General features: G+C 60.5%; 24 protein-coding genes and 1 pseudogene. 12 read left to right on the top strand and 13 right to left on the bottom strand.

Features of this window, described 5'->3' with window-relative positions; genetic code table 11:
- Nucleotides 1-7: 7 nt before the first annotated feature.
- The 10 genes from nrdR (at nt 8) to ribA (ending at nt 7,421) form a co-directional block, all read left to right on the top strand.
- Nucleotides 8-472, top strand: coding sequence for a transcriptional regulator NrdR (gene nrdR, locus ACWKV4_RS02295; RefSeq protein WP_483830506.1), 465 nt, complete (start codon nt 8-10; stop codon nt 470-472).
- On the top strand, nt 469-1,608 hold the full coding sequence (gene ribD, locus ACWKV4_RS02290; RefSeq protein WP_483830505.1) for a bifunctional diaminohydroxyphosphoribosylaminopyrimidine deaminase/5-amino-6-(5-phosphoribosylamino)uracil reductase RibD: 1,140 nt from the start codon (nt 469-471) through the stop codon (nt 1,606-1,608). Before nrdR ends, ribD begins: the two co-directional genes overlap by 4 nt.
- 21 nt (nt 1,609-1,629) lie before the next feature.
- Nucleotides 1,630-2,289 carry a riboflavin synthase gene (locus tag ACWKV4_RS02285; RefSeq protein WP_483830504.1) on the top strand — a complete coding sequence of 220 codons (660 nt, stop codon included), beginning with the start codon at nt 1,630-1,632 and terminating at the stop codon, nt 2,287-2,289.
- A gap of 18 nt (nt 2,290-2,307) precedes the next feature.
- The gene (gene ribBA, locus ACWKV4_RS02280; RefSeq protein WP_483830503.1) at nt 2,308-3,399 is read left to right on the top strand and encodes a bifunctional 3,4-dihydroxy-2-butanone-4-phosphate synthase/GTP cyclohydrolase II; all 1,092 of its coding nucleotides are present in this window, start codon (nt 2,308-2,310) and stop codon (nt 3,397-3,399) included.
- Nucleotides 3,400-3,481: 82 nt separating this feature from the next.
- Nucleotides 3,482-3,958 carry a 6,7-dimethyl-8-ribityllumazine synthase gene (gene ribH, locus ACWKV4_RS02275; protein ID WP_483830502.1) on the top strand — a complete coding sequence of 159 codons (477 nt, stop codon included), beginning with the start codon at nt 3,482-3,484 and terminating at the stop codon, nt 3,956-3,958.
- Nucleotides 3,955-4,452, top strand: coding sequence for a transcription antitermination factor NusB (gene nusB, locus ACWKV4_RS02270; protein ID WP_483830501.1), 498 nt, complete (start codon nt 3,955-3,957; stop codon nt 4,450-4,452). The genes ribH and nusB overlap by 4 nt, the downstream gene beginning before the upstream one ends.
- Before the next feature lie 4 nt (nt 4,453-4,456).
- A complete protein-coding gene (gene thiL, locus ACWKV4_RS02265; protein ID WP_483830500.1) occupies nt 4,457-5,428 on the top strand; it encodes a thiamine-phosphate kinase in 972 nt (323 codons plus the stop codon).
- A complete protein-coding gene (locus tag ACWKV4_RS02260; protein WP_483830499.1) occupies nt 5,425-5,928 on the top strand; it encodes a phosphatidylglycerophosphatase A family protein in 504 nt (167 codons plus the stop codon). The genes thiL and ACWKV4_RS02260 overlap by 4 nt, the downstream gene beginning before the upstream one ends.
- Before the next feature lie 43 nt (nt 5,929-5,971).
- Nucleotides 5,972-6,718 (top strand): substrate-binding periplasmic protein, encoded by a 747-nt coding sequence (locus ACWKV4_RS02255; RefSeq protein WP_483830498.1) that lies wholly within the window; start codon nt 5,972-5,974, stop codon nt 6,716-6,718.
- Nucleotides 6,719-6,830: 112 nt separating this feature from the next.
- Nucleotides 6,831-7,421: a GTP cyclohydrolase II gene (ribA, locus tag ACWKV4_RS02250; RefSeq protein ID WP_483830497.1), complete on the top strand. Its 591-nt coding sequence runs from the start codon at nt 6,831-6,833 to the stop codon at nt 7,419-7,421.
- 104 nt (nt 7,422-7,525) lie between these two features.
- Here the strand turns inward: ribA and dxs are convergent, their stop codons facing one another.
- From dxs to ACWKV4_RS02225, 5 genes are all read right to left on the bottom strand, one after another.
- Nucleotides 7,526-9,412 (bottom strand): 1-deoxy-D-xylulose-5-phosphate synthase, encoded by a 1,887-nt coding sequence (gene dxs, locus ACWKV4_RS02245; RefSeq protein ID WP_483830496.1) that lies wholly within the window; start codon nt 9,410-9,412, stop codon nt 7,526-7,528.
- Between the two features lie 258 nt (nt 9,413-9,670).
- A complete protein-coding gene (ispA, locus tag ACWKV4_RS02240) occupies nt 9,671-10,558 on the bottom strand; it encodes a (2E,6E)-farnesyl diphosphate synthase (RefSeq protein WP_483830495.1) in 888 nt (295 codons plus the stop codon).
- On the bottom strand, nt 10,555-10,797 hold the full coding sequence (locus ACWKV4_RS02235; protein WP_483830494.1) for an exodeoxyribonuclease VII small subunit: 243 nt from the start codon (nt 10,795-10,797) through the stop codon (nt 10,555-10,557). Before ACWKV4_RS02235 ends, ispA begins: the two co-directional genes overlap by 4 nt.
- An 82-nt stretch (nt 10,798-10,879) precedes the next feature.
- Nucleotides 10,880-11,320, bottom strand: a complete 441-nt coding sequence (locus ACWKV4_RS02230) for a DUF421 domain-containing protein (RefSeq protein WP_483830493.1) — start codon at nt 11,318-11,320, stop codon at nt 10,880-10,882.
- A 16-nt stretch (nt 11,321-11,336) separates the two neighbouring features.
- Complete coding sequence (locus ACWKV4_RS02225) at nt 11,337-11,846, bottom strand: hypothetical protein (protein ID WP_483830492.1); 510 nt, start codon at nt 11,844-11,846, stop codon at nt 11,337-11,339.
- Nucleotides 11,847-12,033: 187 nt separating this feature from the next.
- Here ACWKV4_RS02225 and ACWKV4_RS02220 point away from each other — a divergent pair, with 187 nt between their 5' ends.
- Together ACWKV4_RS02220 and ACWKV4_RS02215 are read left to right on the top strand one after the other, a co-directional pair.
- Entirely contained in the window at nt 12,034-12,249 is a 216-nt protein-coding gene (locus ACWKV4_RS02220; RefSeq protein WP_483830491.1) for a PLD nuclease N-terminal domain-containing protein, read from the top strand.
- 351 nt (nt 12,250-12,600) lie between these two features.
- A complete protein-coding gene (locus tag ACWKV4_RS02215; RefSeq protein WP_483830490.1) occupies nt 12,601-12,813 on the top strand; it encodes a hypothetical protein in 213 nt (70 codons plus the stop codon).
- A gap of 66 nt (nt 12,814-12,879) precedes the next feature.
- Here ACWKV4_RS02215 and tssA read toward each other — a convergent pair whose 3' ends face one another.
- The 8 genes and pseudogenes from tssA to tssJ all read right to left on the bottom strand — a co-directional run bounded on the left by tssA (nt 12,880) and on the right by tssJ (nt 24,311).
- Nucleotides 12,880-13,977, bottom strand: coding sequence for a type VI secretion system protein TssA (gene tssA, locus ACWKV4_RS02210; RefSeq protein ID WP_483830489.1), 1,098 nt, complete (start codon nt 13,975-13,977; stop codon nt 12,880-12,882).
- Between the two features lie 101 nt (nt 13,978-14,078).
- Entirely contained in the window at nt 14,079-14,597 is a 519-nt protein-coding gene (locus ACWKV4_RS02205) for an Hcp family type VI secretion system effector (RefSeq protein WP_483830488.1), read from the bottom strand.
- 135 nt (nt 14,598-14,732) lie between these two features.
- On the bottom strand, nt 14,733-17,210 hold the full coding sequence (gene tssM / locus ACWKV4_RS02200) for a type VI secretion system membrane subunit TssM (RefSeq protein WP_483830487.1): 2,478 nt from the start codon (nt 17,208-17,210) through the stop codon (nt 14,733-14,735).
- 80 nt (nt 17,211-17,290) lie between these two features.
- A pseudogene (gene tagF, locus ACWKV4_RS02195) lies at nt 17,291-17,527 on the bottom strand (type VI secretion system-associated protein TagF); the annotation flags it as partial.
- 31 nt (nt 17,528-17,558) lie between these two features.
- Nucleotides 17,559-21,479 (bottom strand): type VI secretion protein IcmF/TssM N-terminal domain-containing protein, encoded by a 3,921-nt coding sequence (locus ACWKV4_RS02190; protein ID WP_483830486.1) that lies wholly within the window; start codon nt 21,477-21,479, stop codon nt 17,559-17,561.
- Nucleotides 21,480-21,509: 30 nt separating this feature from the next.
- On the bottom strand, nt 21,510-22,223 hold the full coding sequence (icmH, locus tag ACWKV4_RS02185) for a type IVB secretion system protein IcmH/DotU (RefSeq protein WP_483830485.1): 714 nt from the start codon (nt 22,221-22,223) through the stop codon (nt 21,510-21,512).
- On the bottom strand, nt 22,220-23,563 hold the full coding sequence (gene tssK, locus ACWKV4_RS02180; protein ID WP_483830484.1) for a type VI secretion system baseplate subunit TssK: 1,344 nt from the start codon (nt 23,561-23,563) through the stop codon (nt 22,220-22,222). The genes icmH and tssK overlap by 4 nt, the downstream gene beginning before the upstream one ends.
- Nucleotides 23,556-24,311 carry a type VI secretion system lipoprotein TssJ gene (gene tssJ, locus ACWKV4_RS02175; protein ID WP_483830483.1) on the bottom strand — a complete coding sequence of 252 codons (756 nt, stop codon included), beginning with the start codon at nt 24,309-24,311 and terminating at the stop codon, nt 23,556-23,558. Before tssJ ends, tssK begins: the two co-directional genes overlap by 8 nt.
- Nucleotides 24,312-24,328: the final 17 nt, after the last annotated feature.

Raw genomic sequence — 24,328 nt, 5'->3', positions numbered from 1 at the left:
GGTCACCATGCACTGTCCCTTCTGCGGTGCCAACGACACCAAAGTCATCGATTCGCGCCTGGTTGCCGAGGGCGAGCAGGTCCGTCGCCGTCGCGAATGCCTGGCCTGTGGCGAGCGTTTCACCACCTTCGAAACCGCCGAGCTGGTACTGCCCCGGCTGATCAAGCAGGACGGCAGCCGGCAACCATTCGACGAGGAGAAACTGCGCGCAGGCATGCAGCGGGCGCTGGAAAAACGCCCGGTGAGCATCGAGCGGCTGGAAGCAGCCCTTGGCCATATCAAAGGCCAATTGCGCGCCACCGGCGAGCGGGAGGTCAAATCCCTGGTCGTGGGCGAGCTGGTGATGGCTGAGTTGCGCAAGCTCGATGAAGTCGCCTATATCCGCTTCGCCTCGGTGTACCGGCGTTTCCAGGCCCTGGATGAATTCCGCGAAGAGCTGGACCGTCTGGCACGGGAGCCTGCGAACAAATGACCACGCTCGATCAAAACGTACTGGATCACCGCTTTATGGCGCGGGCCTTGGAATTGGCGCGCCAGGGCCTGTACTCCACCCACCCCAACCCACGGGTGGGCTGTGTGATTGTGCAGGGTGAACAGGTGGTGGGAGAGGGCTGGCACGTGCGTGCCGGTGAGCCCCACGCCGAAGTCCACGCCTTGCGTCAGGCCGGTGAAGCAGCCCGTGGCGCCACTGCCTATGTTACGCTAGAACCCTGTAGCCACCATGGGCGCACGCCGCCCTGTGCCGATGCCTTGCTCGCCGCGGGCGTAAGCCGTGTGGTAGCGGCCATGCGCGATCCCAATCCCCAGGTGGGTGGGCAGGGTTTGACGCGCTTGGCGGCGGCTGGCCTGAGCGTGCATGCCGGTGTGCTGGAAGCTGAAGCCCGTGCCCTGAATCCTGGTTTTATCAAGCGCATGGAGCATGGCCTGCCGTATGTGCGGGTAAAGCTGGCCATGAGCCTGGACGGGCGCACGGCTATGGCCAGTGGCGAAAGCCAGTGGATCACCGGCCCCGATGCGCGCCGCGCGGTGCAACGGCTGCGGGCCCGCTCCAGCGTGGTAGTGACCGGCGCCGACACGGTACTGGCCGACGCCGCGCGGCTGACCGTGCGCCCGGCCGAGTTGGGCTTGCCCGAGCCTCTGGTAAGCTTGGCCGCCAGCAGGCCGCCGTTGCGGGTGGTGGTGGATGGCCGCCTGCGGGTACCTACCAGCGCGCCCTTCTTTGCCGCAGGCCCCGCGCTGGTGGCCTGTGCCCAGCCGCCCACGCAGGCTGCCCTGTACGAGGCGGTTGGCGCTGAAACATTGGTACTGCCAGGCGCCAATGGTCAAGTGGCCCTAGCCCGCCTGCTCCAAACCCTGGCGCGGCGCGGCGCCAATGAGGTACTGGTAGAAGCCGGCCCCCGCCTGGCCGGTGCCTTTGCCCAGGCAGGATTGGTGGATGAATACCATTTGTTCGTGGCAGGGATGTTCCTGGGCTCCAGCGCCCGGCCCCTGCTGGACTGGCCCCTGGCCCAAATGGCCGAGGCCCCGCGATTAAAAATCACGCAAATGCGCGCGGTGGGCGACGACTGGCAGGTCATTGCCGTGCCAGCGCCCGTTGGGCCCGTATAATTCCTGTTTTTCGGAGGTTGCATGTTTACCGGCATCATCGAATCCATTGGCAGCATCCGCACCCTCACGCCCAAGGGCGGCGACGTACGTGTTTACGTGAGCACGGGCAAATTGGACCTGGCCGACGTCAAGCTGGGGGACAGCATCGCGGTAAACGGCGTGTGCCTGACCGCCGTGGAACTGCCCGGCGATGGCTTCTGGGCCGACGTTAGCCGCGAAACCCTCGACTGCACCGCGTTCAACGACCTTAAGGCCGGCAGCCCGGTGAACCTGGAAAAAGCCCTGACCCCGAGCAGCCGCCTGGGCGGCCATCTGGTCAGTGGCCATGTGGACGGCGTGGGCGAAGTCGTTGCGCGTAGCGAAAACGCCCGCGCCGTGCAGTTCACCCTGCGTGCCCCCAAAGAATTGGCCCGTTACATCGCCCACAAGGGTTCGATCACTGTGGATGGCACCAGCCTGACCGTGAATGCCGTGGACGGCGCCAATTTCGAGCTGACCATCGTTCCTCATACCCTGGCCGAAACCATCATGGCCGACTACCGCCCAGGTCGTCGGGTCAACCTTGAGGTAGACCTACTGGCTCGCTACCTGGAGCGTCTGTTGCTGGGCGACAAAGCCGCCGAGCCTGGCCAGGGTGGCATTACCGAAAGTTTCCTGGCCGCCAACGGCTACCTGAAATAAGCAAAAGGGGGCTGCCGCGTGGCGCTCAACACGATCGAAGAGCTGGTGGAAGATATTCGCCAGGGCAAGATGGTCATCCTGATGGATGACGAAGACCGCGAGAACGAAGGCGACCTGATCATGGCCGCCGAATGCTGCCAGGCCGAGCACATTAACTTCATGGCGCGCTTCGCCTGTGGGCTGATTTGCATGCCCATGACCCGGGAGCGCTGCGAAACCCTCAAGCTGCCGCTGATGGCGCCGCGCAACGGCTCAGGCTTCGGCACCAAGTTCACGGTTTCCATCGAGGCCGCCGAAGGGGTGACCACGGGCATTTCCGCCGCTGACCGGGCTCGTACCGTGCAGGCCGCGGCTGGCAAGGAGGCGGTGGCTGAAGACATCGTCAGCCCCGGGCATATCTTCCCACTCATGGCCCAACCGGGCGGCACGCTGGCCCGCGCGGGCCATACCGAAGCGGCCTGCGACCTGGCGCGCATGGCCGGGTTCGAGCCGGCGGGGGTGATCTGCGAAGTGATGAACGACGATGGCACCATGTCGCGCCGCGCCGAACTGGAAGCCTTCGCCGCCGAACACAACATCAAGATCGGCACCATCGCCGACTTGATTCACTACCGGATGATCCACGAGCGCACTGTGCAGCGCGTGGGTGAGCAACCGCTGGACAGCGAGCTGGGGCGTTTCAACCTGGTGACCTATCGGGACTCGGTAGAGGGCGATGTGCACATGGCCCTTACCCTTGGTGAAATCCACGCCGAGCAGGCGACCCTTGTGCGGGTGCATAACATGGACCCCTTGCGCGACCTGTTGATGGTGCGCCAGCCTGGGCGCTGGAGCCTGCGCGCAGCCATGACCACCGTGGCTCAGGCAGGCAGCGGGGTAGTATTGCTGCTGGGCTACGCGCCGGACGGCGACGCCTTGCTGGCGCACATCCGCGAGGCGACGGGGCATTTGCCCGTGAAAAAGCCCACCACTTACAGCATCGTTGGCGCCGGTTCGCAGATTTTGCGTGACTTGGGCGTGCGCAAAATGCGCCTGATGAGTTCGCCGATGAAATTCAACGCGATATCCGGATTCGATCTGGAAGTTGTAGAATACGTGCCCTCCGAATAAACAGGCATCATCGCCTGCTTTTCGACTTTACTTACCCACAGGCCGCCCAGAGCGGCCTGGCTCTTTAATACGAGATCGCCGAATGACCCTGAAGACCATCGAAGGTACCTTCATTGCCCCTCAAGGGCGCTATGCGCTGGTAGTTGGGCGCTTCAACAGCTTCGTCGTGGAAAGCCTGGTCAGCGGCGCAGTGGATGCCCTGGTCCGCCACGGTATCACCGAAGACAACATCACCATCATTCGCGCCCCAGGGGCCTTTGAAATTCCGCTGGTCGCGCAAAAAGTGGCCCAGCGCAGCGAGTTCGACGCCATTATCGCCCTGGGCGCGGTGATCCGTGGCGGCACGCCGCATTTCGAATACGTGGCCGGCGAGTGCACCAAGGGCCTGTCCCAGGTTTCCATGGAGTTCGGTGTGCCTGTGGCCTTTGGCGTGCTGACCGTCGATTCCATCGAGCAAGCCATCGAGCGTTCCGGCACCAAGGCAGGCAACAAGGGCGCCGAAGCGGCCCTGTCCGCCCTTGAAATGGTGAGCCTGCTGGCGCAGTTGGAGGCCAAGTGATCAACGACGAAAACGAAGCGTTCAACCCCCGGGAACCTAAAGACCCCGCCACCGCCAAGAGCAAGAGCGCCAAGCGGCGCGAAGCTCGCAAAATGGCGACCCAGGCGCTGTATCAGTGGCACATTGCCAAGCATTCGCTGAACGAAATCGAAGCGCAGTTCCGCGTGGACAACGACTTCAGCGATGTGGATGGCGCTTACTTCCGTGAGCTGCTCCACGGCGTTGCCACCAACAAAACCGAAATCGACAATGCGCTCACGCCCTGTGTCGATATCATCCTGGATGAGCTAGATCCGGTCGAACTGGCCGTGTTGCGTTTGTCCACCTTCGAGTTGCTCAAGCGCATCGACGTGCCTTACCGCGTGGTGATCAACGAAGGCATTGAGCTGGCGAAGATTTACGGCGCTACCGACGGGCATAAGTTCGTCAACGGCGTGCTAGACAAGCTAGCCCCGACCCTTCGCGGGCCGGAAGTCAACGCGCACAAGCGTTAACGCCGTGGCGCTCGGCGAGTTCGAACTGATTCGCCGCTTTTTCGCGGCAGCGGCCTGCGCTCGCCGGGGGCCGGGCATAGCCTTGGGCATTGGGGACGATTGTGCGTTATTGGCCCCAGGGCCTGGGGAGCAACTGGCGGTGTCCACTGATACCCTGGTGGAGGGCGTGCATTTCCCCCATCAGGCACCGCCAGCAGCCTTGGGCCAGCGTGCTTTGGCAGTGGCGGCGAGCGACCTGGCCGCCATGGGCGCTACGCCCCTGGGCTTCACCCTGGCGCTCACGCTTCCTCAGGTAGATACCCACTGGCTCGAAGCCTTTGCTCAAGGGCTCGATGCCATGGCGCAGGCTTGTGATCTTCGTCTTGTGGGTGGGGACACCACCCGTGGCCCGCTCAGCCTTACCCTAACGGTATTCGGGGCAGTGCCAGCGGGCACGGCTTTGACCCGCGCCGGTGCCAAGCCGGGGCACCTACTCTGTGTGGGCGGAACCCTGGGTGAGGCCGCAGGCGCCTTGCCGCTGGTGTTGGGCCAGCGCTCCGCGCCTGCCGCACTGGCTGAGGCTTTGTTGGCCCGTTATTGGTCCCCGCGCCCACAGTTTGCCTTGGGCCTGGCCTTGCGAGGGCTGGCTAGCGCAGCCTTGGATATTTCCGATGGCCTATTGGCTGACTGTGGGCATATCGCTGAGGCATCCGGGGTCGGTTTACGGATCGAACAATCCCGTGTGCCGCTGTCAGATGCTGTACAAGGTTTGGCTGGCGGCCCCGCGGCGCTACAGGCGGCACTGTGCGGCGGCGACGATTACGTGCTGGCCTTTACCCTGCCTGCCGCGCTCAAGCCCCAACTACGCAAGGCCGGGCATACCTTCCATGTGATTGGTCAGGTTGTTTCGGGTAGCGGTGTACAACTGCTTGACGACCAGGCCCAAGACATCACCCCGCGCCAACGGGGTTATCAACATTTTCAGGAGCAACCGTGACAGACCATCCGAACCAGGTGCCGGCGCAGTTCGTACCGCCGTCAGTGTGGCGCAACCCTTGGCACTTCCTGGCGTTCGGCTTTGGTTCGGGCACTTTGCCCAAGGCGCCCGGCACCTGGGGGTCCATGGTCGCTGTGCCGTTTATCCCGCTATGGCAACTGCTACCGGACTGGGGCTACTGGCTGATGCTGGGGCTGACCATGCTGTTCGGCTTCTGGCTATGCGGCAAGGTCGCGGACGACCTTCGGGTACACGACCATGAAGGTATCGTGTGGGACGAAATGGTCGGCATGTGGATCACTCTGTGGCTGGTGCCTGAGGGTTGGTATTGGCTGCTGACCGGTTTTCTGGTGTTCCGCTTCTTCGATATCCTCAAACCATGGCCCATCCGCTGGATCGACCGCCATGTGCATGGTGGTGTAGGCATTATGCTTGACGATGTGCTGGCGGGTGTATTCGCCTGGGTGGCGATGCAAGGGATTGTTGTATTGGTGACCTGAGCAGGTAGTCATTAAGCGCTAGGCCCTAGGGCAAGGAGAGGCGATGTTCAAGTATTGGGTGTTGTATGCACTACTTGCGGCGCTGTGCAACAGCGTTCAGGCCGAACCTGGGCCAGCAACGGTAGAGATTGTCAGTGAAGCCTGGAATGACTACACCGGCGCTGATGGCACTGGGCTGGGCTGGGACTTGATGCGGATGATCTTCGAGCCGGCGGGCTATAAGGTGGCCTGGCGTATCGAGCCCTATGTGCGCTCGGTCGGCCTGGTGCAGCGTGGCGAGGCAGACGCCTGGGTGGGCTCCTATCAAAACGAGCAAACTGCTTTGTACCCTCGCTGGCGCTACGACACGGACCACATCTATGCCCTGAGCCTGGCCACGCATCCCGCGCCTACCCCTGCCACCCTTGGCAACTATCGCCTGGCTTGGGTCAAAGGGTATGAATTCCAGCGCTACTTGTCTGCCGCTACCCGCTATGAAGAAATCCGCCGGCGCGATGGCATTCTGGAAATGCTCAAGCGAGACCGGGCCGATTACTACATCGACGCGGAGCAAGAGATGGACTACATCCAACGCTTGATGACAAACCCTGCCGCTTATCGCTTGACCCACTTGATCGACTTGCCGCTTTACCTAGGCTTTGTCGACAATCCGCGAGGCCGTACCTTGCGCGACTTGTTCGATGCTCGCATGGACCAACTGGTCGCCAGCGGCCAGCTGCGTCCGCTATACAGCCGCTGGAAAATGCCTTACCCCTTCGAACCATCCGCAGCCGCTAAGTCACACGAATAGCAGGTAGTGTGATAGAGCGGCTTCATAGCAGTGTTTGAAATTTCCGGCTAAGCCAGGCGTGGCGCTGATGTTACAATGTGACATTTCCAGCCTACCCAGATAGGAGCACACAGTGCCCGTCGCTTTTGTTGCCGCGTCCAAGCTGCCTACGCCCTTCGCCACCTTTACCCTGCACGGTTTTCTAGAGCAGGCTACGGGGCGTGAACATGTCATTCTGAGCTTGGGCGACATCGCCGATGGCGCGCCAGTACTGGGCCGGGTTCATTCCGAATGCCTTACCGGGGATGCGCTGTTCAGCCAGCGCTGTGATTGCGGCTCGCAATTGGAAGCAGCACTGAAAGCCATCGCCGAAGAAGGCCGAGGCGTGCTGCTGTACTTACGTCAGGAAGGGCGGGGTATCGGCTTACTGAACAAGATCCGCGCCTATGCGTTGCAGGATGCGGGCGCGGATACCGTAGAGGCCAACGAACGGCTGGGCTTCGCCGCGGACCAGCGTGATTACTCCATTTGCCTGCCGATGCTGGAACACCTGGGCGTGAAAGCATTGCGCCTGATGACCAACAACCCACGTAAGGTAAAGGCCTTGACCGACATGGGCATTACCGTGGCAGAGCGCGTGCCGCTGCATACCGGGCATAACCCCCACAACCAGCACTACTTGGCCACCAAGGCAGGCAAGCTGGGGCATATGATGGAGCGATGAACGTGTAAGCGCCAGCACCTTTGTAGGAGCCAGCAAGGCTGGCGAAGGCTATCTCTTGAGGATAGCTATTCGCCAGCTTTGCTGGCTCCTACAGGATGATGTTGTTATTTAAGGCGTGCGCGAATCGCCGCCTCTATACCGGCTTCATCCAGCCCACACCCGGCCAACATCTGGGTGGGCTTGGCGTGTTCCACGTAGGTATCCGGCAAGCCTAGCTGCAACAGCGGCACTAGCGTACCTTCCCGGGCGAGCAACTCACCCACGGCAGAGCCCGCACCGCCCATAATGGCGTTTTCTTCCAAGGTCACAAGCAGGGAGTGCTGGCTAGCCATCTCGCGTACCAGCGCTTCATCCAATGGTTTCACAAAGCGCATGTCCACCACCGTGGCATTCAAGCGCTCGGCAACTGCCAGGGCCTCGGTGAGCTGTACGCCAAACACCAGTATGGCCACACCCTCGCCATTACGGCGCACTACGCCCTTGCCAATTTCGACCGTACCCAGGCCCGGCGCGAGGATCGCGTTGGGGCCGGTACCCCGTGGGTAACGTACCGCCGCCGGGCCTTGGTGGTGAAAGCCAGTGCTCAGCATCAAGCGCAATTCGTTTTCGTCGCTCGGCGCCATGATCACCAAGCCGGGCACGCAGCGCAGGTAAGACAAGTCGAAGCTGCCGGCGTGGGTAGGGCCGTCTTCGCCTACCAGGCCAGCCCGATCGATAGCGAACAACACATCCAGGCCCTGTACCGCCACGTCATGGATCAGTTGGTCGTAGCCCCGCTGCAGGAACGTGGAGTAAATCGCTACCACAGGCTTGATGCCATCGCACGCCAGGCCGGCGGCCAGGGTCACGGCATGCTGTTCGGCAATGGCCACGTCAAAGTAGCGTTCCGGGAAGCGTTCGCTGAAGGCTACCAGGTCAGAGCCTTCCTTCATGGCGGGGGTTATACCTACCAGGCGCTCGTCCGCGGCGGCCATGTCGCATAACCACTGACCGAAGACGCTCGAGTACTTAGGCCCGGAGGGCTTTTTCACCGGCGCGACTGGCGGGGACAGGGGTTCAAGTTTGGTGATGGCGTGATAGCCGATGGGGTCTACTTCAGCAGGCGCGAAACCCTTGCCCTTCTTGGTGACCACATGCAGGAATTGCGGGCCCTTGAGGTCCCGCATGTTACGCAGGGTGGCGATCAAGGTAGGCAGGTCGTGGCCATCGATAGGGCCGATGTAGTTCCAGCCCAACTCCTCGAACAGGGTACCCGGCACCAACATGCCTTTGGCGTATTCCTCGGTGCGGCGGGCAATTTCCCAGGCGCCTGGCAACCTTGAAAGCACCTTTTTACTGCCTTCGCGCATGCTCGCGTAGGTACGGCTGGAGAGGATCTTGGCCAGGTAGTTGGACAGCCCACCCACGTTGGCGGAAATGGACATGTCGTTGTCATTGAGAATGACCAGCATGTCTGCATTCACTTCGGGCGCGTGGTTGAGCGCTTCGAACGCCATGCCTGCCGTTAGCGCGCCGTCGCCGATCACGGCAATGGATTTGCGCCCGCTACCTTGCAGGCGCGCGGCGATAGCCATGCCTAAGGCAGCACTGATGGACGTGCTGGAATGGCCCACGCCAAAGGTGTCGTAGGGGCTTTCGCTGCGGCGCGGGAACGCTGCCAGGCCATCCTTCTGACGCAGGCTGTGCATGCGCTCGCGACGGCCGGTAAGGATTTTGTGCGGGTAGGCCTGGTGACCCACGTCCCACACCAGGCGGTCATCGGGGGTATCGAATACGTAATGCAGGGCGATGGTCAACTCGATCACCCCAAGCCCGGCACCAAAGTGCCCGCCGGTCTGCCCAACGCTGTACAGCAGCTCCTGGCGTAGCTCATCGGCCAAGCCTTCCAGCTCGGCTTCACCCAGGCGCCGCAGCCCGGCCGGCGTGTCGGCACGGTCCAGCAACGGGGTCGAGGGGCGCTCACGGGGAAATTCTTGGAACGTGGTAGGCATCAGGCAGATCGTTTTGGAAGCCATAAAGAGGGAGAGTTTACCCTATGGCGTGGAGCTGTAGGAGAGCGATCACACATGTCGAGGACAGGGGCGGCTACCAGACCTGAAATGCCCAGGGGGCTCACCTCGCGATAGGGCCCTACATCCCGTGGCCGCCGGGCTTGCCCGCGACCGGGTTCAATACGTCGCATGGCTGGTCGCCAGCAAGCTGGACTGCTACGGGGGAGCGTGGCAGCAGGCCTTTGCAACTATCAACCCTCAACTGCGCCGTTCGACAATATACCGTGCCAGTTCGCGCAGGGGCTCGGCGCCTGGGCCATATTCATTTAGGGCCTCCAGGGCCTGGTCGCGCAGTTCCAACGCGTAGGCCTTGGCGGGCGCCAGGCCGAGCAGGGCAGGGTAAGTGGGTTTGTCTCGGGCGATATCGGCCCCTTGGCGTTTGCCGAGGGTAGCAGTATCGCTTTCGACGTCGAGAATGTCGTCCTGTACCTGGAACGCCAGGCCAATGGCCTGGGCGTACAGTTTCAACGCCTGGAGGTCTTGGGCTTGGGCATGCTGGCTGGCCAACGCACCCAGCACCACGCTGGCTTCGATCAATGCCCCGGTCTTATGGCGGTGCATACGCTCTAGCGCGGCCTGATCCAGCTTCAACCCCACCGACCCCAGGTCGATGGCCTGCCCCCCCACCATGCCCGCGGCGCCCGCGCCCTGGGCCAAGGCCTGGACCATCTGCAGGCGAATGCCATCGGTCAATTGCCCTAGCATAGGTGTGCCCAGCGCAGTGAAGGCCATGGCCTGCAAACCATCACCGGCCAGGATCGCGCAGGCTTCGTCGAAGGCTTTATGGGTAGTGGGCTGACCACGGCGAAGGTCGTCATCGTCCATGGCGGGCAGGTCGTCATGCACTAAAGAATACGCATGTATGAGTTCTACCGCGCAGGCGGCGCCGTCGGCGTTGTCAGGGTTGCCAGCCAGGGCTTCGCAAGCGGCGTAGACCAATAAGGGGCGCACCCGCTTGCCGCCGTTCATCACGCTATAGCGCATGGCCTCGTACAACCTGGTCAATTCAACCAACGGGGGTTGTAACAAGTGTTCCAACGCCCCATCCACCCGGGCCTGACAGCGAGCCTGGTACTGGGCGATCATTCGTTGTCGTCCACATCCAGGGGGGCTTCGACCAATTGCCCGTCACGCTCCAGCAATTGTTGCACCTTCACTTCGGCGGCGGCCAGAGCATCCTGGCATTCACGGGTCAAACGAATCCCCTGCTCGAAGGCCGTAAGGGAGTCTTCCAGGGACAACTGCCCATTCTCTAGGCGTTCTACCAGGGTTTGCAGGTCCGCGAGGGATTGCTCGAAGTCCAGAGCTGTTTTCTTTCGGGCCATGGGGCGGTCTCGGCAGGCAGGATTAACCGGGCGACGTTAGCAGAGCGCGGCAATAGGGGCAAACCGCCACACCCTATGGCGTTTAGTTCTTGATGATAGACAGGGTACCGTTACGCTCCAGAATCGCATAGCGGATGTCTTCCATACGCTCTACGCCCTGATTGGAACGCGCGATTTCCATGATGTCGGCCTCGGTCAGGCGGGCTTTTTGCAAGCGCTGGGTGAGTGGTCTGCCATTCTCGACCAAGATCATTGCCCCGTCGTCGAACAGTTTGGCCAAACCGTTGAAACGCTGTTTGGCCAACGAAAACCCTACATCTAGCGCGATGAGGGTAGCGATCACTAGCACGGCGTTGGTGAAGGAGAAATCATCGCCCAGCAAGGCTTGTTGGGTAGCCTCGCCGATGATCAACAGCAGCACAAAATCGAAGGTAGTCAAGTCCGCCAGGGAGCGGCGCCCAGCGATCTTAAACAGAATGACTAGCGCAAGATACATTGCGGCGGCGCGCAGGGCAGCATCCATTACAGGCTCCAGAGGATCAGGGGTAGATGAATTTGGGGACGGCAACACGAGCCCCGTTGGACAGGCTGACTTCGCTGCGGTAAAGCCAGACGCCATTGCTGCGCAAGCTCAAATAGAGAGCGGCCTTTCCATTGGCATCGGCATGCAAGGGAATCACCAAGTCCTTGCCCCGGCTGTAAGCAGGACCGCTTTCCGGCTGCAATCCTTCGATGGTCACACCTTGCAGCAGGCCAGCCCCGAGGGTGACTTGCAGCAGCTGTCCCGGCTGGCCCTTGGCAATGATTACCATGTCATCCTGCGCGCCATTACGGCTGAAACGCTCATATTCCACACTTAGGGTGCCGTCCTCGCTGGTGGCCTTTACGCTGGAAAGCGGCCCTTTGGAAAACACGCCCAACAGCGTAAGGGCCACAAGCAATAGCAAGCCATACCAACCAATTCGCTCTACGCGCCAGGCTCGCTGCTGGCGAGTCATATCTTCGATGATGGGGTAAGTGCGGCTTGTAAAGTCGTCGTCCGCGTCCATGGTTGGCAGGGCCTTGTTAACAATTTGACCTTAGAGTGATGCGCCCATCAGAGCGTTCCGCCTCGCTTGTGCCTTAGACCGCTCGTCCAGATCTACCCATCGCCACGTGAACCATCTCCCCCAATAAGCGCCGACAGTAGTAACGGGCGACAGGGGTTGCCTGCGCTTTCAAAATGAGAGGTAAGCCATGGACTCATTACTTTCTAGCCTGATCGGACTGGTCATTCTGGTAGCGGACATCTGGGCGATTGTCAGCGTGTGGCGTAGCGAGAAGTCGTCTGGCACCAAAATCGGCTGGACTCTGCTGATTTTCATCCTTCCCGTGGTCGGCCTGATCATCTGGGGCATCATGGGGCCCCGTGGCATGCAAGCACCAACATCGCCTACCCACAGTAAAGGGTGATCGATACTTGGCTACGCTGACGCGTGTAAGCAGTAGCGTCAGCGAGTGGGGAAGGCGACAAGCGGAGAAGTGCCAATGATAGCTGTATGGCATGACACACGGGTCTGCAATAGGAAGCATTCTTACGCTATATACGAGCATCACTACCGTTCGGTGACGCGATTCAGCTTTTTTTGCCCATGTGACGAACGTCACATATCTTTCAAGGGCCCGGATTCCGGGGCTTTGGCTTCGTTCCCCAATTCGGGCTACCCCCTCAACGCTTACCATTCTCAAGAACCCTATGGTAGAGCGCTCCTGCATGGTCTAGGCTGCGAGTAACAATAAGAAAACAGTAGAAGGAAGTATGCCATGCTTGACTATAAGAAAACCCATCGTTGCCTTCTTGCCGACGTAGCCTCCGGTCAATGCACCCATCGCGGGCAGTTGACTCAGACCTTGCAAGCCTTGGTCCTCGCGGGCTTTCTTCGCAGCGAACGCGTGTACAGCCCAGAACGAGCTATCGTGTTCAGGCTAGCGCTAACCCCAGCGGGGCATGAATACCTCGCAGGGCTATGGCATTGAAGGGCAGTACCCACCCCCAAGGCCGGCAAGTCGCCGGCCTTTTACTATCTGGCTTTTTTAGGCGAATTAAGACTTGGGTTCTTTAGTACCCAATACGTCCCGAATGCTATCAACGACATTACTGTCCTTGATCACATCACTGAGCCAGCCCTCAAGGGGCAGGTTGCCCCATTTAATCGCCCGTTCAACCAAGTAAGGCACCGGGCTCTGAGGTTCGGTGTGCTTAAAGAACCGCGCGATACCGGCCAGCATGGTAAAGGCTTCATCACGGGTCAGTGGTGTAGTGCGCAGTGGTGCCGGTGCTGAGTCCTTGACGATAAGCCCGCTGACAGGCCCTTGGGTAGGCGCGTCAGTGAGTTCGGTCTCAGGCTCGGGTGTTGCTTGAACAGGTACGTTCAGCCCCACGCCACGGTCCTTAAGGAACTTTTCAACCAGTTGGGCTGCCCGAGACAGCACCTCGTTCAAGGTGACGAAACTAGGCGCCTCCTGGCCAAACAGCTTGCTCATACCGGCTTGCAACTGTTGGCAGGCCCGCAGGCTGTCGTTGATTTCAGCGGCCTTGGTCACCAAGTGATCAGTATCGGTAAGCACCACAGAGCGCTGGAACAGCTCCGCGTTGATCTTGCCTTCATTCAGGGCCGCGGTCATTGCGTGCTGATTTTGCAGTGCCAGGTTTTCCATCTGGCGGGATTCGTCGTAGCGCAACAGGCCAAACTTAGCCCCCTGGGTGATCGGCAAGCCGCCCACTACAGCCGTCAGAGTGGTGTTCACCCAGGCTAGGCGAGCGGCACGCTCATCAAGGCTTTCTTCGAGAGTAGGGAACAGGTCCGCCCAATACATCTCGAGAATGCGCTCGGCTACCGTCAGGCCGAAGGTGATACCGATAAAGTGATATTTATGCGCCAGGCCTTCGCAGAGCCAGGCCACGAGCATCAGGTCCTTGCTCTTTTGGGCAAGGCCTTGGGCCGTAAGGGTGATGGTCAAGTCCCAATCCGAAAGCTTCAGGTCGGTTTGCCAATCACCCTGGGGCAGGTAATCAGGGTCTGCTCGACGCGCCTCTTTAACTTGATCGAACAGCAGGGAAAAGCTCAGGTCCTCGCCGCTCCCACCGTGGATGGGCGCTGTGAGTTCGGTCAGGGAAAGGTCGTTGAGAAAATCAGCCATAGTGCTCTCTGCAAACGATGGAAAAACACCATGCCAACGGTGCTGGCATGGTGTCGATAACAGGCCACCACCAAAAGCGATGGCCCGTTGTGCTTACTCGGTCAAGCGAAGATCCTGTTTGCAGTGCGGTCCCAACCGCCCGTCACGTTACCACCGCCCTGGCCGTCGGCGCGGCTCTGCTGGGTATAGGTAGTTTTGATACGGGCAAAGTTGAAGCTGATTTTTTCGATAGGCAAGTCGCTGATGGCTTTATCTTCCCCAGTCTGGTTACCGCCGGCCACAGTCTCTACCGAAGACACTACGACTTCTTCCAGGTTGTAGGTCAGGTAGGTCACCTTGTCACCGCCTGCACGGTTCACGTTCAGTTGGATCTTAGCGATGTGGGTGCCTTGGCAGCAGGCTTCGAACAGCTTGGCCGACGCCTTGTCCACGGTTTTGCGAATGCTGAAGTCGCTTAGCGCTACACGCTCGGAAGACGCACCGCCCGAAGAACTTGCGGTAGCCGAGGTCGCTTGAGTGGCTTCGAACTTATATCCCAATACCTCGACCCAGTCCTTGTGTTTTTCGTCCAGCGCTTCACCTGGGATGCCTTCAATCTGGATATATGCATCAAATGCCATTTGTTACTTCTCCTTACTTACATTTACGGGCTCGCTTGCAGCCCATTGGTTGACCTCGTTGAGCATCCAACAGGCCAGTGACGCCCTGGCTTCAAGGGTGAGAGCCAAGGCGTCAGTATTGGTTTGGGTGCGGTTTCAGTTGAGCGCGCGTACCTCGATTTCCACCCGCCGGTTGGGCTCCAGGCATTGAATCAGCTGGGCCTTGGGCAATTGCATGTTGCACTTGACCAGTGGTCTCTCGCTGCCTTCGCCCACGGCTTCGATCAGCCTGGCGGGTACGCCTTTGCCGATCAGGTAAGTTCTGATGGTTTGGGCCCGCTGCTGGGAAACCTGAAGGTTGCCCTGGCGGTCGCCCAGTTGGTCGGCGTGGCCACCGATGATGATCCTGCCGATGTTAGGCGTGCTCAGCAGCTTGCCGGCGATCGCACTGAGCTGGCTTTGCCCTTCGGTCTTCAGGCTCTGGAAGTCCGCTCGCCCGAAGGCAAACAGGGTGTCGGATTCCAAGGTGATGGTTTCGATGGAGCGCAGTGATTGCGAGAGCAGGCTGTCGATGTAGTTACGCGAACTGGACACCAGAAACGCGTTATCGAGAATGCGCGGCACGTCATGCTCGTGAATCTGGTCGCTATAGAAAGTGACCTGGCGGCTGGCCAGTTCGTAATCACTGCCACCGGCAGTCATGGTTCTGCCGGTTTTGAGCGCGATTGCCGGGTACCAGTAATCAGGGATTTTGGCTTTGAGAAAGGCCGGGTCGGCTTTATCCTGTTGCGCCCGCGACAGCATCACGTAGGTTTCCAGGGTGGCCTTGCCGAAGTCCGCGATCGACTGCGGCCGGTTATCAGCCGGAAGTGCCCTCGGCTCAGCGCTGTCCACGCCAGTAACGGGCGTAAGCTCCTTGGCGTTGCGTGGGTACACCTTGATGGTCGTCAGCAGGTACAGCGAGCGGGTGAGGTTGTCCGCCGTGGGCTTGAGCATTACGGTTTCGAGCCGGCTGAAGTAGCGTTCGCGCACCACAGGCTCGACCTTGTAACCCTGATAGAGGCCCAAACGCATGCGCATCGGTACACCCTGCTCGTGGTGACGGTTGTAATAATCGCCCGCCCAGAAGCGCAGGCGGTCCAGGGTTTGCCAGGCGGTGTACTGGCCTGAGGTCGCTTCGTCCTGTGTGGCCGCCGTGACGAGGTCCGCCGCCAGGGTGTCGATCTCGGTTTTATTGTTCCAGTACGACCATCCCCATAGGCCACACAGCAGCAAAGCGATCGCGCCAGCTGTGCCGACCCAAACGGCCTTGCGGTGGCGTTCTCGGAAGTTGGTGGTGTACAGCGCAACCAGGTGCTGATCAGGGATGATCACCTTGCGAAACAAGCTGTTGATAAACAGCGGTTGGGGCAAAGCGTTGTGGCTGCCCGCTTCTGCTTCGGCCTGGAGTGAAAAGCGTTCGCCAACGTGGCGGGCGTGCTCTCCGGTATTCGGTGCGCCGGCATCGAGCGCGCTGGTGAAGTAAAACCCGCGCAACAGTTCGGCGCTTTGATACGGGTTAGCGCGCAGCAGCGCGTCCATGAACAGTTGCAGCCTGGGTTTAAGCGCCGCCAGCTCCAAGGGGAAGCGGTATGCCGTGGAATCTTGGCGGGTGATTTGAATGTCCTGGGCCACCAACTGCTGATCGGCGACGCCCTGCCAGTAGCGCACGAGTTCGTCCATGGCCACGCTAAAGCGTTGTCCCCAATCCGCCCGTTCGAAGTCTGCGTGAGCAAAGGTCTTGCCCATCACCTCTCCACGGGCCGCTTCATCCAACCGGCGGTAGAACGGAATAAAGCCCGGTACCAGGTCGCACTTTGTGAATACCAGGTACACCGGCAAGCGGATTTCCAATAACGAATGGGTTTCCTGGATGCGTTCACGCAGGCGTTTGGCCAACCGCTCTTGGTCATCCAGCGGGGCTTGCAAAACATCGTGGATGCTTACCGTCACGATCAGCCCATTGAGGGGCCGGCGCTGGCGGTGCTGGCGTAGCAACTGAAGAAACGCCCGCCATTTGCCAGCCTCGTCCGGGCTGTCCATGTAGCGACCGGCGGTGTCCAACAGCACCGCGTCGGAGCTGAAGAACCAGTCGCAGTTACGCGTGCCACCAAGCCCGGCTACCTGTACCCCTTCGCGCTCGGCATAGGGGAACTTCAACCCGGACTGATACAGCATGGTGCTTTTGCCCGCGGCCGGCTGGCCGACCACCAGGTACCAGGGCAGGGCGTAGAGCGCGTCCTGGTTAGTGCCGCTGCGAGGCTTATTGGCGTGCAAACGCTCGATGCTTTGCAGAAGGCGCTCGCGCAGCAGGCTAATTTCTTCGCGGTCTGCGCGGCAGGCATTGAGCACGGCCTGGTCGGCGTCGTCGCGCAGCAGGCTTTCCAGGTTGGGGTACCGGGAAACGCCTCGATAAAGCAACAGTACATAGCCTGCCGACAGCAGCAGGAACAGGCCGATGCCGAACAACAAGCTGCTCAGCGAGCCAAAGCCCAGCGCATAGCCAGCCCCCCATACCAGGAAGGCGCAGAGGAAAAAGCACATCCCCAGGATGTAAGGCTGATAGCGCAGAAAGTGATACTTGATCTGGTTCATACGGGCTTCACATCCAGCGCGCCAACAACATGGTGGATAACGTTAAACAGCGGCCGGTCAGGGGCGATTAAGCGTGCGGCCCGGTCGCTGGTGTCCTTCGAACTGATCAGGCCCCCCAACAGGGCATCCGCGGACCTCGCTCGGTAGAAGAAGAAACACACCGGTAGCCTGTCGAACACTGTTCTCCAACTGTCATGGTGCTGCAGGGCCGCCAGGGCGGTTTGCAGCCAGCGATCGAACTCGCAGGCCTCTTCGATCGCGCCATGGAGGCTGACGAAGTCCGAACTCGCCGGTATTTTCCCGAAGCAGCCGATCATAGGCCGCTCTCCTGAGAGGGGCGCTGGCCGTTCACTTACCGAGCCCCTGCGCAATATCGGCGGAGGCGTTGAGCGCGCTCAGCGACTTGACGTTCGCCAGGTCGGTCAGCTTCACGCCCCCGTAGTTGCGTACCCTAAGGCTTGCCTGGCCATTGGCGGTGTTCCAGCTGAAGCGTTGCTGAATGCCATCCAGGTCATCCACCCGGGCGCTGTCGTTCATCCGCAGCAGGCCCCAACGCCCGGGGTAGTCGAATACGGTGACGCGTTCGCCCGCGAGAGTTACCACATCCAGGCGCGCGCCCGGGGCAGTGGTGGTACCCGGCCAGGAGAAGCGGTTCCAGCTGGTTTTGCCGTTGCGATAATGCTGAGCCTGCCCGTCGAGGGTGAAGATGATGTCGGTGAAGCGGGTGGACGGCTCCAGCATGATTTCAAACCCGTTTTCTTTGTCGGACAGGCTGGCGATCACTTGGCCCACGGCGCTGGCCCTGTCGATATTGTTGACCATGGCTGGGTTCACCAGCGGGGCCTGCTTGGCGCCACTGCCCATGCCCAGGCCTTCGCCGCCGGAAAGGTTGCCGATTTCATTACGTTTGAAATTGGGCAGCAGGCCGGCTTCGGGGTCCACGAAACGCTGCAGGTCTTTTACCGATGCCTCGTTGCGGCTGCCGGGTGTGATCGGGTAGCGGTGGGCCATGACCTGTTCCCAAGGCTTGGAGATCTGCTGGGCCCAGGCTTTGGCGATTTGCTGGCCGGCCGGGTCGCGCAGGGTTTCCCAGGCGAACTGGATAGGCAGGCTGAACAACCCTTGAAGGGATGCCGATAACCCGCCTTGGCTGGTACCTACCGTGGTCTCTACATAGTTGCGAGCGTTGGTAACCTCGCTGGGCTGCCCTTCGAGGGTTTCGCTGATCAACAGCTTGCTGCTTTTACCAACGTCCTGGGAGCGCTGGAGATTGGTCATGCGCACCTTGAGTTTGCGCAGCGCGGCAAGGTAACGGTCCATTACCGTGCTATCGGCGCCTTCGGCATTCTGCGTGGCGAATATCCGCGACACCGGCTCGAAGCGTTTCGCCAGCGCGCCGTCGTCCACCTGGGGCAGAGGCGAAGCCAGCGTGCTTGCCGCCTTGGGCGCGTTATCGAGCAACCCGGTCACTTGTGCCCAGAGGGAGTCGTCAGGCGTGTTGCCCACCTGCTGCGGTTGACGCGGGGCTGGAACATCCCACTGGGTGTTTTCGTTTACGCCCGACAGTAACGCTTTCACCGGGGAATTCACCACATCGCTCAGCAAGGACAATTGCTGGGTAGCATTGCCCAGGTCGGTGAAGTGGCGCACGCCCACGCTGTTGACCAGGGTGTACCAGGCTTGAGCGTAGTCACGCTTATAACGAGCCATGAATTCACGAATGAAGTTGGCTTTTTGCACGATGCTATCGCCGCCCTCACCATCGAGTACCCAGTCCGACTCATTGCGCAAGTTGCCTGAAACCAGTTTGATCAACTCAGGCTTGACGAAGGTATCCCAGCCCTGGCGGGTGAAGATGGCCGGCACGGCTTCGCCGCCATAGAGCAGTTGGCGGCCCGGCATGGGTACCAGGTCATTAAGCCCTATGGCAGGAAACTGCCGGCTGGCCTCCAGCTGCAAGCGCAGGTATTCACGGTCCACCAGCGAGCTGGAGATCATAAAACCCTTGAGGCTTTTGCGAGTGGCTTCCACCAGTTGTTCGTTACGGGGCAGGGCGGGGGCCAGGCCTTTTTCGAGCAAGTGCACGTACATCGGGGTATTGCCCCGAATGATCTCGTCACTCACCAGGCCTTGTGGGTTGGCGGCGCTGGCCCAGGCCAAGGGCAGGGCGGCACTGATGAACTCAGGGTCCGGGTGGCTACTGGGCTGGGTAAGTATCAGGTACAGCTTCAGGGCGTTGTACGACTCGATGATCGACGCCACTTGTTGCTCATCCAGGCGGCCGAGCCCGTCTTCGGACAGCGACAGCCCGCCGGTGGTGGCGCAAAGCTCAGCCGCATCACTGGTAGTGGCTGGGTTACGCAAGTCCGCCATGGCGTTATCGCCGGCCCTGGTTGCACTGCCCCTGGCCATGCTTTTAAGGCTGCTGACGGCACCACTGAAATGACGGGGCAGGCTGCTCAAGCTTGGCGTGCCAGGCGCGCTCAGCGCTTTTACGCCACGGTCCAGTTTCGTCTGGCCCCTCGATGGTTTGTCTCCGGCTTTGGCGGGCGCTGGCTCGAAATGGTTTTGTGGGTTCACCGCATCGGCGAATTCGTTGAACGCGCGCAGCTGCAACTGCAGCTTGAGTGCCACAGGCTCCAGGGCCTGGGCCCGCAGCTGCTGCAGGTACGCAGGCTGGATAGACGCGTACAGGTCATCTCCACGGTAGAGCCCGGCGCTCAGCCGAAACGGCACGCCCTTAGCGCGGTACATTTCGATCAGCAGCATCTCGTTGCGAAGCAGCTCCAGGCCAGCCCCGGACGCCAAGCGTTCGTCACGATCAGGCGCGTCGGTCAGCTCACGCACGCTGTGCTGCATGGCCGCAACCCATTCTCGGTTGTTCTGGAACGCCAAGGCTTGCCAACCTACGAAGCCTACCCCTGCCAGTACGCTCAAGCCGATAAGCGCCGGGCCAAAGGCACGGGTTTGCCCGGAGCGGGAGTGATACAGGGTCAGGTCGCGGTCGGCGAAAATAACCTTTCGGAAGGTATCGGTGATGAAGTAACCGCGGTCACCGACCTTTCTGCCCATGCCCTCCGTGAGCGTCAAAGTCTCTACGGCAGGGTGTAGCGCGAAGGATTCAGCCAGGTCGTCTTCGTAGACCTGGCTCAATTGCTGGTCGGTTTGCAGCGCGCTAGTGAAGTACAAGCCCCGCAGTAACAGCGGGCTAGGCCCATGACCAGGCTGAGTGAAGCGCTCCAGGAACTGTTCCAGTACGTCACTCAACTCAGCAAAGTAGTTCGGGAAGTTCAGCAAGGCACTGCTCGCACCCGCGCCCAGGCTGGTTATCTGTGCATTTACATGGCGTTGAATGCCGCCATGCAGGTTGGTCAGCTTATGGTCCAGTACAGTGCGCAGGCCCTTGGTCTGGATCTCGGACAACGCGAAGGTCATGCCTAGGGATTGTTGACGCCCGTGGAGGTCCAGGCCTTCGAAGGCTTCTCGGAACCCTGGCAACTGATCGGTCTTGCTCAGCATCAGGTAGATCGGTGGATGGGTGTCCAGCGCGCGGGTGTACTGCTCGATGCGCGACACCAACTGCGCGGCCATGTCCGCCCGTTCCTGGTTGGTCGCTGCCAACAGCTCCGGCAGGCTCACGACCAATACCAGGCCATTGACCGCCGCTTTTTTACGCTGCTTCTTCAACAGTTGCAGGAATGCGGTGAATTCGTTCGCGGACTGGTCGTCCCGCAGGTAGCGGCCGGCGGTATCGATCAGTACGGCGTCCGGGCTGAAGTACCAGTCGCAGTGCTGGGTTCCGCCGTCGATGTCGCTCTGGCTGCTGGCAATGCTGGCCGACAGGCCCGAGCGGGTCAGCAGTGAGGTTTTGCCCGCGGCCGACCTACCAATGACCAGGTACCAGGGCAGGTCATGCAGCGCCGAGGCCCCACCGCCGCCAGCGGAGCGGTCTGCGCGCAACATGGCGATGGCATGTTTTAGCCGGTCACGAAGCACCTGCTGGTCGCGGAATTCCGTATTGGACTTGAGCGAGCGGTCGATTTCGATCTGAACCAGGTTTTCCAGGTTGTGCTCGGTACGGATGCGCCTGTATTGACGCAGCACGATCACCAGCAGGTAAAACGCGGTGATAATCGCCATGGCTTCGAGCACATGGTCACGCCACCCGTTAAGACGCGGCGCAAGCAACCAGCAGGCGAGCAGGCTTGCTAGCCACAGCACCGGAATAAGAAACCAGAAACTTTTTAATGCACGGACGAGTGTTTTCATGTCTTCCTGACTCGGTTACCTGAGCATTGCTCAGGCACTGAACAACTGGCTGATGTGTTCGCAAAGCGCGGCGACGTCCTTGCCCAACAGCCAGTCCAGCGTGAGGTAAACCGCCACGCAGGCCAATACAATGAGCGCCAGGTACACCCAGGCCGGTATTTCATACCGCAACATCTGCGAAACCTGATCAGGCAGCGTCCAGTCTGGCGAAAGGGCCTTGGGCGCTGTGCGATAGCGAGCAATGTCTTGGCCAAGGGTGTTGGCCAGGTAGCGCAGCTGGTCTTTCTCGGCCAGCCCGAACTTGCCTTCAAACCCCAGGGCCAGGCACAGGTGATACACCTCCAGCACATCGAGGTTGTTGTTGACATCCGCGCGCAGGGCTTCGACTTTCTCGAAGAACCCTTGCCCGGCCAGGTGCACACCGAAGTAGCGAAATTGCAGCGGCGATAATTCGAAATGGCTACGCAGTTGGGTATCGCCCGAGCGCAGTACGCTTTCGTCCAGGAAGGCACAGAGTGCGTATTGAGTGTCCTTGACCTGCTCGACGCTGTAGTTGGCCTGGCGTGCTTCACGCTCCAAGGTGGTGAAAAAATTATCCACACTGGCTTCGAATGCGGTAACGGAAGTCACTTCACGGCCACGGCGCACGATCAGCACCATGCTGATGAAGTCCTGCGCCAGGTCTTTGAGGGTAGGCTTCCCGGGCGCGGCGGCCATGGCGCCTTGGATCACGGCTTCAGTCATGTGAGTACCGCCATCAGTTCAAGCTTGAGGTTGGTGAAAGCACTGGGCGCGTAGAAGGAGATCGCCTGGGCGTTCATCATGCGTTCGTAAACCCGACCATGGGGCTCGATAGAGAAGTAGTGGTTATCCAGCCGCACCGGAATCGCGTTAGGCAGGCGCGTGGAATGGTTAAGCGTGGCACCCGGCATGGCGCTGTTGACCACCACTTCGATGTCCTCGGGGGAACCCACTTTGATTGCGCGCGGTACCAGCTCCAGCAGGCTGGACCCAGGCATGTCCGCATGCACGCAAATGTAGAAATCCGCCTGGGCAAGGCGCGGGTCATGCAGTTGCCCTTGCCAGTACGAAGGTTTGGTCTGGGTAAGGTGGATCGCGATGCACTGGTTGGGGATCACGTTATCCAGCAGTACGCGAATCATCTCGTCGAGCTTGACCAACGCGGCCGCTGGATCGTGGTGGTCGTACTCGGGAATGTTGTTGAGTTCGGTATCCAGTGAAAACGTCAGCAAGCCACCGGCCAGCTCCGCCAGGAACAGATACAGACGCTCCGGGTGCAGGCGAGGGTGGGATAGCAGGTGTGCCAGGTTAGGGTAGGCACGGTTGACGGTGTTGAGTAGCCAGAACAGGGTAACGTCGCTGGAGCCGAACTCGGCGATCTGGTCGGCCCGTTCCCGGCGGCGCCCCGATAGCGCCTTGCTTTTGGATTGCAATGCACCCAGCAAGCGTTTGCTCAGGCTTACCAGGGTGTCGTGGGTGCCTAGGTGCAGCGTGGGGTGCACGAAGTGGCTATCGAGGGTGAAGCCGCCGATATTGTTGCGAGACAGCCGTACCACCGGGCAATAGCTGTAGCCGTCCAGGCTATCGCCGTCCACCCGCATCACCACGTTCAGCCGCAGGCTGGTGATTTCGTTCTCCAGGTCCCCTTCATTGAGGTCCGGCAGGGTATCGAACTGCTTACGGTAGCGGCGCGCGCTTTTTTGCTCCTGGCCGTCTTCCACATAATTAAGGCCAAAGGGCTCGGGCAATTTCAGCGCCGCATAGACCTTCAGGTCGTTGCCCTTGAGCAACTCTTTCAAATCCCGGGCCGCGGGCAGGGGGTCGTGCTGGGGGGCGTCGAACAGGGTGCCATCCGGGAACACCAGCTTTAGCCGCTTGAGTTGCAACGAACCGCTAGCCAACGCTTCCTCGTCGACCTGCAGCGCCTGTACCCCCCAGTGGAAGGGCGAGCCACGCAAGGTGGCCTCGGCCAGTTGGTGCTGATGGAATTCGTCCTGGTACTGGAAATGCTGCGGCAAGAGAAACATCCCTTCAGACCACATCACTCGGCTGTGTTTACTCATGAACGCTGTCCACTGGTGAATCGATGTGTGCCGATAGGCGCTGTTTTGCCGCGTCGGTAGCGGCTGCTCCGGCCTTCTGTACCGCCATGCCTTGGCTATTGCCCGGGAGCGTTGGCAGCGCTGGTGGTTTTGGCAACACATTGGAGGCAGCCAGCTGCGCCTCGGTAGGGGGCTTGTTCAGCACATCCACACCACGGGCGGCGAGCACCTGGTTGTTATCCACAAGCACTCCCAGGCCATCGGAGGAGAACCAGATCCCGTCTTTGCGCAGCGACCTGGCATCGAAGGCGACTTTCCATCGGCTGTTTTGCTCGACGCGGAAGAACGCGGCCATGCCCACATAGTTGGCCGCCGGTTGCAGTAGCCACTGATCGACCTGGCCAATGCCCGGCAACAGAGTGATCTCCTGGCTTTCGACCAGCGTATTGCCCAGGGCTTGCTGAGGCTCGGCCCACAGCGTATCGGCGTCGCTGGACGCAAAGCGCTCCAGCGACGTGAGCTGGTACACGCGCAGCACCACGGAAAGCGGCTTGCCGTCGTCACCCAGGTTCAGTTGGTTGCCGCCATCGGCGGTCAGGATCAACTTTTCCTTGTCGCCGAACAGCATGTCACCGGCCCAGGTGTCGTCCACTCGCTTGCTCGCCCGGTCGGTTACACCGCAAGCAGCCAGCGCCGTGGTTATCACCAGCACGGTCAGTGCACGCGCCCAGCACGCCCCTGTGTAATACCGCATGTTTTGCCTATTCATGACTACTACCTATGAAC

This window comes from Pseudomonas artemisiae, from assembly GCF_057128685.1.
The sequence above is the reverse complement of the archived record's forward strand: the minus strand, read 5'-3'. Positions and strand labels throughout refer to the sequence as shown.